Origin of the sequence: Flavobacterium sp. FlaQc-57, from assembly GCF_044007395.1 — a bacterium.
Lineage (GTDB): Bacteria > Bacteroidota > Bacteroidia > Flavobacteriales > Flavobacteriaceae > Flavobacterium.
The window spans coordinates 70,309-82,871 of record NZ_JBIPDA010000003.1 but is presented as its reverse complement, the minus strand read 5'-3'; the positions used below and the strand labels follow the sequence as shown (position 1 = coordinate 82,871).

Sequence of the window (12,563 nt, the reverse complement as noted above, 5' to 3'; positions counted from 1 at the left end):
TTTAATACATAGAGACCTATTTTCTAAATTTAGGTTTCTATGTTCAAAATATTTTTATACTACAAGAAAAAGTAATGTTTGATATCTTAATTAAAATATATTAAAATGAACAATTACAATAAAATACAGCTTCAAAAAAGGCTCATTACTATTTTGAATCTGTTTGCTATAATATCGGTATCTGCTCAAAATGAATCCAAAATATTTCAGGATTATAAAAAAGACAGGAAAGTGCTGCCTGATTTCTCATACGTTGGGTACCATCAGGGAGAAAAGGGAATTCCTAATGTTACTGATTACAAAGTTTTTGACGTCACTTCTTTTGGCGCAAAACCTAATGATACTATTTCAGATAAAATAGCCATACAAAAAGCTATTGAAGCTGCAAATAAAAATGGTTCGGGAATTGTTTTTTTTCCTAAAGGGAGGTTTTTGGTGAATGAAAATGATGATGCCCCTACTTCTATAATTTCAAAAAAGGGGCACATTATTTTCAGAGGAAGCGGTTCTGGTACTGAAGGTACTGAGCTATTTATGAAAAATGTTCTTCCGCCAGCTGATCCCGCTAAAATGTGGACTGTTCCACCATTATTTATTTTTGGCAGCGGCGGTACTGATAAAAAAATAGGACAAGTCACCGCAGCAGCAGCTGTTGGTGAATTTGCTTTAAAATTAAATACAACTGAAGGATTAAAAGAAGGAGACTGGATAATTTTAAGAGTATTAAACAACGATAAAGACTTAATCGCATCAGAATTAAAAGATAATAAAGTTGAACCTGAATGGACTTATCTTATTGAGAAAGGAATAGATGTTAAGGTTTTTTATCAAATTAAAAACATAAAAAACAATACACTAACGCTTTATGCACCAATCTCTTATAATGTTGATCCAAAATACAATTGGGATGTTTATAAATTTGCCAACAGTGAAGAAATTGGAATAGAAGACATCGCATTTGTGGGTAACTGGAAAGAGAAATTTGTGCATCATCGTTCGTGGCAAGACGATAGTGGTTTTAGTATGTTTAATTTTAGGAGAAGTACCAATTCATGGATGAAAAATTGCCGTTTTACAGATTGCAGTGTTGCAGCAACAATCGCGCAAAGTGCTAATATATCAGTCTTAAACTGTAAAATTGACGGCAACGCAGGACATCAGGCTATAAACGCTAATGGATCTACCAATGTATTGATTGCGAATTGTGTCGATGAAGCCTCACAATGGCATTCGTTTGGTTCTTCACACGGCTCTATGAATACTGTAATTTGGAAATGTACTTATCCTGCTACTTCCTGTTTTGAATCACATTCCAGCCAGCCAAGAAATACATTGCTTGATGGCGTTCAAGGCGGTTTACTGAATGATCGTGCGGGTGGAGCATTAGAAAATATGCCCAATCATATGCAGGGTTTAGTACTTTGGAATTACAAGCAAACCAATAAACCTCGAAAAGACTTTGAGTTTTGGCCTCCATCAAAAGTATATGAATGGTTTAAAATACCAAATCCAATAATTGTGGGCTATACAAGTGAAGGTACAACTTTTAAAATGGAGCAATTAGGTCAGTCAGAATCGTTTGGTAAACCTGTTGAACCGGCTTCTCTTTATGAAGCTCAATTAAAGTTAAGACTAAAAAAAATACCCGAGTGGCTTAAAACACTTGAACGTAAATTTTAAATAGATAAAACCATTAAACTAAAAACTATGATTAAACGCTCAATAATGGTGTTAGGAGTACTAATAGCAGGTACTCTAACCAATGCCCAAACTGCGCTTAAGCAAAAAACAAAACCCAATTTATTGATTATTATAGCAGATCAATGGCGAGGTCAGGCAGTTGGTTTTGAGGGAAAAGAACCTGTAAAAACACCTCAGCTGGATAAATTTGCCAAAGAGAGCCTGGTAATGGAGCAAATGGTCAGTAATTATCCTGTGTGTTCTCCGGCCAGAGCTATGCTTATGACCGGACAATACCCAATTAAGAACCATGTTTACAGCAATGTAAATTCAAGCTCAGCACCAGACGGTATCGAATTGAAAAAGGACGCAATTTGTTGGTCGGATGTTTTAAAAGCCAACGGATATTCGAATGGTTATATTGGAAAATGGCATTTGGATTCTCCGTATAAGCCTTATGTCCCAACTTCAAATAACATAGGAAATGTAGCATGGAATGAGTGGACCTCACCGGACAGAAGACATGGTTTTGACTATTGGTACGCCTATGGAACCTACGATGTGCACAATAAACCAATGTATTGGGATACGAATGCCACAAGAGATAATTTTCAATACGTGAACCAATGGGGGCCTATTCATGAAGCCGACAAAGCTTTGGCTTATTTGAAAAATGAAGATGGAAAACTTCGCGAAGCAGGTGCTCCTTTTTCATTAGTTGTTTCAATGAATCCACCGCACTCAGAATACCAATTGGTTCCCCAAAATTATTACGATTTATACAAAGACGTGCCTTTAGACTCGTTAGTAAAAGATCCAAACATTCCAGCAGCAGGAACAAAAAGCGGTGATGAATACCGAAAAGATGTTCGCTATTATTATGCTAATATTACTGGAATCGACGAACAAATAGGCCGAATCATTCAAGGATTAAAAGATCAAAAAATAGACGATAACACTATCGTACTTATCATGTCTGATCATGGAAACTGCTTAGGCAAACACAATGAAGTTTCGAAAAATAATATTTATGAAGAGTCATTAAGAATCCCGTTTATAATGTATTGGAAAGGTCATATTTTGCCACGAAAAGACAATCAATTTTTAGGAAGCATTCCTGACATCTACCCTACTCTTTTGGACTTAATGGGGCTAAAAAACAAAACTCCTAAAGAAATAGACGGCAAAAGTTACGCCCAATATTACCTCAACGGGACTGGGACAAAACCATCTGAACAATATATACTTGGAGCAATTTTAAGTAATAACGCAAAGATAAATTCAGGTTTTAGAGGCATTCGCACCGCTGATTACAAATTCGCCTATGTAAGAAAAAAAGCAAAAGCAGAATTTGTTTTATTTGATTTGAAAGCCGATCCTTTTGAAATGAATAACATTTATGACCCCAACCATAAAATGGTCAAAAAACTTGAGCCTGTTTTAAATCAATGGCTACAAAAAACCGGAGATGCATTTGTAGTAGAGAAACAATAGGATCGATATTGTTTTACTTATTTTAAAGATCTTTCAGACTACCTGTATTCTATTCCAATTTCGAAGCCTACTTATAGAGCAGGCAAAGCATAACACATATGACAAATAACAAATAAATTTACGAATGAAAACTATAAAAATATTTTTAGGCTTTACTTTTATTCTTTTGCCTTTAACCATTTTAGCACAAAACAAAGTAACTGTTTCCGTCCAAAACAATTCAGATTTGGAAAGAAAAGAAACTGTTGTTTCGATACCATGGAAAACTGTCATTTCAAATTACCCTCAAATAGATACGGCTAATTTTGTTGTTCTTAATTCGGTTACCAAAAAGCAAGTTCCATTTCAATTAGAGCATCGCGGATTACCGGCAATTCAAAATTTGCTGGTACAAGTAGATGTTAAAGCCAAATCATCGTTCAATATTCTGATACAAAAAGGAAAACCGGAAACTTTCGTTGCAAAAACCTATTGCCGTTATGTACCGGAACGCAAAGATGATTTTGCATGGGAAAATGACAAAATCGCTTTTCGCACTTACGGTAAAGCAATAGAAAAATCAAAAGAAGATGCTTATGGTTTGGATGTGTGGGTTAAACGTACTGATAAACTTGTAATCAATGAAAGATATAAGCGAAATGAATATCATATAGATCACGGCGACGGAATGGATTATTATCATGTAGGTTTTTCATTAGGCGCAGGAAATATGGCACCGTACGTAAACGATTCTATTTATTATTCGGCAAATTATCATCAATGGAAAGTACTGGATAACGGTCCTTTACGAAGTACATTTCAATTGACATACGATACCTGGAATGTTAACGGAATAAACGTTAAAGCCACAAAAACTATTTCGCTTGATGCGGGTTCTCAGCTTAACAGAATCGAAAATGTGTATTCTTTTGACAGTGAAAAACCATTACCTGTAGTGGTGGGAATAATCAAAAGACCTGAAACTGGTACCATAACATTAAACGAACAACAAGGTATTATGGGATACTGGGAGCCTATTCATGGTCAAGATGGTACAACTGGTGTTGGAACTTTGTTAACCACGCCTGTAAGCAATATGATGGTTACTAAAAAGCAAATTTTAGCTAAAACAGAAGTGAAAAATAATGTTCCTGTTATTTACTATGCAGGAGCAGCCTGGGACAAAGCAGGAAAAATTACCAATGCCAAACAATGGCAAAACTATCTGAATAATTTTTATCAGCAGATAAACGAGCCTTTAATTGTAAGTGTAAAATAACACGCCTCATTAAAAACTTAGAATACTTGCGAGAAATAAAGCGATTAAAAAAACTAGAATAACTATTAATAAAAAAAACCAAAAAAATGTCAGTAAACTTGTTTGATTTAACTGGAAAAACAGCGCTTGTTACAGGCGGAGTTCATGGGCTTGGAATGGCAATGGCAAAAGGGCTTGGACATGCAGGTGCTAAAATTGTAGTAAATGATCTTTCATCAACAGAGGCGGTTGCCAATGCTGTTGCAGAATATAAAGCTGAAGGAATTGAAGCTTACGGATATATTTTTGATGTAACCGATGAAGCAGCTGTAATCGAAAACATAAAAAAAATCGAAGCCGAAGTTGGCCCAATCGATATTTTGATTAACAACGCCGGAATTATAAAAAGAACTCCAATTATTGAAATGGAAGTCAAAGATTTTGCAGCCGTAATAAATGTAGATTTAATCAGTCCTTTTATTGTTTCGAAAAATGTTGCCAAAGGAATGATTCAGCGTGGTGGAGGAAAAATTATAAATATCTGCTCTATGATGAGTGAATTAGGCAGAGATTCTGTAAGTGCTTATGCTGCTGCAAAAGGAGGTTTGAAAATGCTAACAAAAAATATGGCTACTGAATGGGCCAAATTCAACATACAGATTAATGGAATTGGACCAGGATATTTTGCAACCAGCCAAACAGCTCCCATTAGAGTAGACGGGCATCCGTTCAACGATTTCATCATTAGTCGAACTCCAGCAAATCGTTGGGGTGATCCTAATGATTTACAAGGTGCTGCAATTTTCTTGTCTTCAAGAGCAAGTGATTTTGTAAACGGACATATTCTGTATGTTGATGGTGGGATACTTGCAACTATTGGAAAACCATCAAATGAAGATTAATATCTTATAAAAGGAAATAAAAAAAGCCGAACAAAACTTTTGTTCGGCCTTTTTGTTTACAATCTTTTTTTCATTATTTTGATTCCTTTACCTCAACGGTTGATCCTGCATATTCGTTTTGAGGAAAATCAATGTTAAAGGTTTTTACCTTACTGCTGCTAGTTTTTGTAATAGTTAAGGTTGCGTTTTTTTCTTTGTATAAAGGATCTGCTACAGAAACTATAGGTTCTCCCTTAAAATTCTTTATCATCACTATGCAGGCTTTATCGACTTTAATTTCTAATGATGAAATCTTTAGAGAACCAGGTTGGTAAAAAACAGCCTGTATTATTTCTAATGGTTTATGGTAAACTGCTTGTACATTTGAATTATTAGCGGCTATTTGTATTTTTTTAGCTTTAACCTTTTTCATATCAGCCGCGCTTTTTGCATCTGGAAGCACGATATAAGCATAATTGGCATTTATTGGTTTTGCACCATGATTAAGCCATAGTTTAAATACATTCCCAGTAATCTCATCTTTAGAATAAGAATCATTAATATGATACCAATTTCCTTTTTGCTGACTTGTACTCAATGTAATATCGCCTCCTTGTGGAAAATAGTAACCAACATTATCATGCAAAAACCATGTATTAAATTTTCTTTTACCTGTGATCGTCACATCATTTACAATTGCATTTTTTTCCAGCGAATTCATAACATTTCCTCTAAACCAACTCTGGTTAATAGTAGTGGTAATATTTTCTGGTGTATCACTCTTAATATCTGTACCTAAGCACACTATTTCATCATCAAAAAAGAACCATGCTTTTTTTGCCTGAAGATTGTCATAATCAAGCGCATAGGCACTTGCTCCATATACGCCATCGCTTACTCCTCCTGCAAAATCATTAGTTCCCTGTTCACCCCAAAATACTGTCATTGGTTTATCGGTTACATAATCTCTACTGGTTGTACCCGGAATTTTATCCCACTCCCAAATGGGCATAATGTTATAGTATTCGGGACCATTTACCTGAATATTAGTCGCTCCGTCTGATAAATATCGTCCTAAGACATTCTCATTATTACCTGCTTCACAACGCTTGGTACGTTTGCTTACCATACGCACATTAAACGAATAGTTTGGTCTTATATGTAGCGTATAATCGGCCTTAAAATATTGAGTGTGCGTTGGCGCGATATTATAGGAAGGTGTAACTGTACTATCAATTCGGGCAATAGCGTTGTCCCAATCAGCAGATTTTTCAGGATCAATCATCTTAGCAATTAGCAATTGTTTTGTTACTCCCTGAGCGTTTAATTTATTAGGCCTGCTTATTCCGCGACCATAAACATTAAAGTCACTGTATTTTCCACGAATTGTTTTAAGATAACTATTCTCGTAATAGTTCGACAAAAGCATTAATTTTTCAGGAGCCAAAGCATAAGGAGTTTCTCTTAAATAACTCGCCATTTTAAAAACTCCGTTAATAAATACATCCCCATAACCACCTATATACAAATGGGGCCCGTGCTGCATATATGAGTTGTCATACTGCAAACCTTCTTCGTTATAAACCAAACGAACTGGACTAAAAATTTCCTTAACAGATAACGCCAGCAAGCCATCATCTTCTGTTAACAAGGCTCTGTAAAAATAATGAAGCGCAATATCTGTTTTATTGGCTCCTGCCTGTTTTTCGACAACACCTCTTTTCATCCTTTCAATAAGCTGCAGTTGTAAATCTTTATCAAGTTTTTTGTTGCCATGACTCATCATGATAAGCAATTCGCCTAAAGTTTGAGGAGTTCCAATTTCATTAAACCACCAATTATCACTTTTGGGATCAAGTTTACACCAATACTGAAATGCATTATTAATCTGTTCAAATACTTTATCATCACCATAAAAGCCACTCTCTTTTGTGATGTATGCTTTAACCAAAGTTTCCAGCTTTTCCAAATGTTCGGTTGGAGGCCAAACGGTAATGGCTTTACTGGCATAATCTATCTCTGGCCAGCTTCCGTCTGATTCTATATTGCTAATATTTTTGATTGTTACCTTATTACTAGAATATCCTAGGGTCAAATCCTCAACTAGTCGGTCTGTGATTGTTTTATAGACTTGCTTCATATTGGGATTTTTATTCACAAATGTCGAATCAGTCCAAACTTTTGAAGTTGAACATGGCATAAACGATAAAGACGAAGCCAACATTACAGCGCTACTGCATCCAAAAAATAGAGAAAGGATATTTTTTTTCATTTTTTATGGTTAAAATTATTGGAAATCTGCCTCTTATGGTAAGAGACTAAATCAAACATATTACATCTTCAATTAAAAAAACAAATTGTATCACCTGCAAAAAAATTACAAGAAAAATGTAATACGGTTTAAAATTTAGCCTTCGTTTTTATCAGAAGGAAGCTTCACAAAAATAATTAAATCGGGAAATTTAAATCTACAAACCAACCAAATAAGGAGGTTTTTAACCTTAATAAGGAAGATTATTCCCTTTTAAAAATTCATATCAAAATAACTTTGTTTGAAACCAGTATTAACAATCTAACCAAAAAACATGAAAGCAAAACTACACCTCTTTTATATGTTGCTGATTTTCTGCAGCTTCGTACCTAAAGCTCTTGCTACGGATTTTTACACAGCATCTGCATCTGCAACACTAGCAGGAAATACCGGAACGGTTAATACCAACTGGACTACCAATCCGGATGGATTTACAGGATTAACCACAGTTACGATTACCGCAACAGACAATCTGATTATTTTGAATGGTGGTACAGTCAGTATTACCGCCACAACTGCAATGTCTATTACAGCTCTGACTATTAATCAGGGAGGAAAAATCATCCATAATAATAACGCTACTGGAGCTTCATTTAATATTACGGGGCTTTTAACCTGGAACGGAACCATTAAAACACTGACCGCAACATCCGGTAGTAATTTTTTCAATGCTAATGGAGATGTCACCGGAAGTACAGCCATTCATGATAATGCCAGCAACAGGGGCGTCTATTTGGGCGGTATTGGAAAAACCATTAATCTCGTCCAGCTCAATACAGGCGTTATCAATAAAGCCAGTCAAAGTATTGGTCTTATACTTACAAAAAATCGCTTATTATCAGGCAACTGTAAACTATATAGTCCTGTTTTATTTGTTAACGCCACCCAAGCCAATCCTGTTATACTTGATCTGGCTGGCTTTAACTTACAGGTATCCTCGATCAAACAAGGAGGCGTTAGTCCATACAATTTAATAAAAGGTTCTGCCACATCTAACCTTACAATCTCTGCAACAACAGGATTACTTTCTACGGATGGAAACAATACTACTGTAATTAATTTTGATCCTAGCGGAGCAGTACTTAATCAACTTAATATTGACAACACTTTCTTAGCAACAGCAGCAGGAAATGTATTTATAAACGGGAATTTAACGTTAAATTCATTGCAATTTGGCACCAGCACCGGCATAAACAATACTAGAATTCTACAGGTAAGCGGTAATTTTACTTTAAACAATAATGGCAGTATTCGCGTGCAAGTTAAAGGATCATCAACTCCCGGCACTGATTATGATCAATTAAACGTGACAGGAGCCACTAATATAGGAACTCCGACAACACTAAACGTTAATTTCATTAATTCAACTCAAGCCGGATCACAATTTGATTTCGTACAATCAACTGGAGCCATCACGGGAAGCTTTGGAACAATTCAATCTACAACTGGCTATACCAACGCTGTAAGCTATCCTGCTGGAAAAGTACGCTATCAGGTATTAACATCGCCACCACCAATTCCAGCCTGCTCCTACACTCAAACACCTGACTTACCATTGGTAGCCTCTAACACAACGGTCGAAGCAGAAATAGAGACAATATATCAGCGTTTTTCCGATTCTTATTTAGGCACTACCGAACCAACAACCGCAGCTTTAAATAGTGCCATCGCAAGTTACAATGCACTTGGCATTACAGTAAACGGATACAACATTACCGCAACAACAAATGTTACCGACTATAATCAGGTATCGTTTTTAAAAACCTTTGCCCAATATCTAAAATTCCATCCCGAGGACACTACTAACATATACATAAAAGCCCTTTACACAGTATGGTTAGTATCAGACCGTGTATGTAAAGGAACATTACCTCTGGACTACAACCAATATTCCTATAGAAATTTTGCACAACCTGCCATACTTATACCAAGTATTAAAGAGAACTCATATGTAAAAAGCTTGTTTGATAATGTACTATATCAACAAAATAATTTTGACCATATATGGGAAACAAATTATGTTGGAGGGATCAATATAGATCATATAGGAAATTCAGGAGTTGTTACTATGGCCTACGTAAAATGGATAGACGCTGCTGATGAACGTTTTCGCTACATGACTGCATTTAAGCGTATGATGGATCATTTTACCTCTTATACTCCAGGAACTTATGATGGAATAAAACCAGACGGTTCCGGATTTCATCATTGGGCATCCTATCCATCTTATATGTATGATCTAAGTTATGCAGCAAATATAATATATGACTTAAAAGAAACTTCTTTCGAGATAAGTACCTCTGGCTATCTGCGTTATAGAGATGCAATCATGGCTCAACTAATGTTTACCAATGATGCCACTACCCGATTCCTGACCATGGCAGGAAGGAAACCCGAAGAAGTCGCTACTAACATAAGCAGATATGATTTCCGTAATATGGCCGTCGCTGGTGGAAGCATTCTTGGTACCGGAGCTTCTGATCCTGTTATGGCCAATATGTATGTTCGTCTATGGGGCGGTTATGCACCATTTGCTGATGGTACAAAAGCTTCTTTCAACGAGGGATATTTTCAGTTCAATCATAGTATAGCAGGCGTTTATCGTAAAAACGGATGGCTGGCAATATGCAAAGGATTTAATGATAATATGTTTGGCACAGAGACTTATGCAGATGCGAACCGTTTTGGACGTTATCAAAGTTACGGTGCCGTTAATATCGTTTATCCTGGAGATGCCCTCACAGGAAACGGATATGATGTAACTACCTGGAACTGGAATTACAACCCTGGTACCACGGTTATAAGACTTCCATGGGATAAACTTCATGCAGAGAAAACCAGTATTGATGAAAGACAACAGAAAAAATTTGCGGGCTCTTTGAGTTTCATAAATAAAAATAGCAATTATCTAAAAGCAATTCACGGTACTTACGGAATGTTTGCCATGGACTTTCAGGAGGCACAGGGAAGAGCTTGGGGATCCAACACTTATTCTGCTGTAGATAATCATAACGCAACATTTGTTTTCAAAAAATCCGTTTTTACATTTGACAATATGTTAATTTGTCTTGGGTCTAATATCGGCAACAACGATGCGACAAATAATACATTAACAACATTGTATCAACGCAAGGCTACAACAGGAAAAGAGGACGTAAGCGTGGACAGCAATTTGCTGCAGGGAAGCTCTTATGACAATTCTTATACTGATACTAATAATCACTGGATTGTGGACAACTTCAGCACCGGTTTTTATGTATTAGCAGGAAGCGGTACGATTAAATTGACAAGGGCCGATCAACAAACTCCACAGCACAACATACCAATCGCTGCTCAAAATATTTCCGCCAATCCAACCGGGAATTACGCTATAGGCTACATTGATCATGGAACTGCTCCGTCAAACAAAGGATACGAATATGTGTGTATACCGCAAGCCACAAGTACTGACATGACCAATTTAGACAGTCAGATTACTACCGGAAACAAACCATATACAGTTCTTCAAAAAGATAATATTGCTCACATCTTAGAATACAAACCTACCCCTGCGTCAAATTCTATTTTTGGATATGCTTTCTTTGAAGCACTTTCAGGAATGAACAACACAGGATATTTGACCGCTGTTGATTACCCTTGTTTGGTTATGTCACAATATGATTCGGTGCAAAAGAATCTTAAAATAGCCGTAAATAATCCAGATTTAGGATTTAAATATAGAGAATTTACTCCATCTGTAAGCAAACAAATAAACATCACCATAAAGGGAACAAATTGGCAAATTTCACAACCTAATACTAATGCGAGTATTACAGGCACAGCAAACGGCCAAACCACCGTACAATTTACAGTGGTTGATGGACTACCTGTAGAAATTCTATTATCACGAGTACTTACACCACAAACCATAACCTTTAATGCAATCCCGACAAAAACAACCAGTGATTCCTCATTTGATTTAAATGCTACAGCCACTTCATTTTTACCGGTTAGTTACACCAGTTCTAATACTGCTGTGGCTACAATTAGCGGAAGTACTGTAACTATTATCGGGAAAGGTACAAGTACAATTACAGCTTCGCAGCTTGGTGACGATATATATGATGCTGCTACAGATGCTGAACAAAAATTAACAGTTGATCTTACTCCACAAACTATAAATTTTACTGCATTACCAACAAAAATAACATCGGATTCTCCATTTGATTTAACCGCTACAGCTTCATCTGGTTTATCTGTTAGTTATACGAGTTCTAATACTGACGTAGCCACTATAATTGACAACACAGTAACTATTACAGGAAAAGGTACAAGTACAATTATGGCTTCGCAGTTGGGTAATAACAGGTATGACATTGCCGAACAAATAACAAAAACATTAACAGTACAGCCCATTGCACAAACTATTGTATTTAATGAAATACCAAAGAAAAAAACTGATGATTCGCCATTTAACTTAATGGCCACAACTTCATCTGGTTTACCTATAACTTACACCAGTTCCAACATTGATATGGTTACAATAAATGGTAATACGGTAATTATTCTTGACAAAGGAACCTGTATAATTACTGCTTCACAACTGGGTAATAACATATATGATATGGCTCTACCTGTTGCACAAGCATTAAAAATAACTGGTAAACCTGCAAAAAATAAAAATAAAGAAACTGATTTGATATCGGAACTTGACATCGAAGAAATTAGTTTGTATCCAAATCCAACAACCGATTATTTGAATATTTTAACTCCCAAACAAAATGAGAAACTAGACATTCTTATCTTAAATCTAACGGGAAAAATTGTTCGGGAATTCAAGAATGTAACAGGTGCAATTTATGTAGGTACTTTACCTAGTGGCACCTATATTTTAAAGATAAATAGGGTAAACAAAAATTATAAATTCATAAAGAAATAATTTCTCAACCACAACGATAACCGCTAAAGAATATAAACAAAA

At 35.9% G+C, this 12,563-nt stretch carries 6 protein-coding genes; 5 read left to right on the top strand and 1 reads right to left on the bottom strand.

Going from position 1 to position 12,563, the window contains the following annotated elements:
* Positions 1-105: 105 nt before the first annotated feature.
* The 4 genes from ACHRVZ_RS11445 (at position 106) to ACHRVZ_RS11430 (ending at position 5,313) form a co-directional block, all read left to right on the top strand.
* Positions 106-1,680 (top strand): DUF4955 domain-containing protein, encoded by a 1,575-nt coding sequence (locus ACHRVZ_RS11445; RefSeq protein WP_395422573.1) that lies wholly within the window; start codon positions 106-108, stop codon positions 1,678-1,680.
* Between the two features lie 27 nt (positions 1,681-1,707).
* Positions 1,708-3,174, top strand: coding sequence for a sulfatase (locus tag ACHRVZ_RS11440; protein ID WP_395422572.1), 1,467 nt, complete (start codon positions 1,708-1,710; stop codon positions 3,172-3,174).
* A 124-nt stretch (positions 3,175-3,298) separates the two neighbouring features.
* Positions 3,299-4,432: a DUF4861 family protein gene (locus ACHRVZ_RS11435; RefSeq protein ID WP_395422571.1), complete on the top strand. Its 1,134-nt coding sequence runs from the start codon at positions 3,299-3,301 to the stop codon at positions 4,430-4,432.
* Between the two features lie 86 nt (positions 4,433-4,518).
* On the top strand, positions 4,519-5,313 hold the full coding sequence (locus ACHRVZ_RS11430) for a gluconate 5-dehydrogenase (protein WP_395422570.1): 795 nt from the start codon (positions 4,519-4,521) through the stop codon (positions 5,311-5,313).
* A gap of 73 nt (positions 5,314-5,386) precedes the next feature.
* On the opposite strand, the gene cslA is transcribed toward ACHRVZ_RS11430, so the two are convergent.
* Entirely contained in the window at positions 5,387-7,564 is a 2,178-nt protein-coding gene (gene cslA / locus ACHRVZ_RS11425; protein WP_395422569.1) for a chondroitinase-AC, read from the bottom strand.
* 313 nt (positions 7,565-7,877) lie between these two features.
* On the opposite strand from cslA, the gene ACHRVZ_RS11420 reads away from it, so the two are divergent.
* A complete protein-coding gene (locus ACHRVZ_RS11420; protein ID WP_395422568.1) occupies positions 7,878-12,521 on the top strand; it encodes a polysaccharide lyase family 8 super-sandwich domain-containing protein in 4,644 nt (1,547 codons plus the stop codon).
* Positions 12,522-12,563 lie beyond the last annotated feature (42 nt).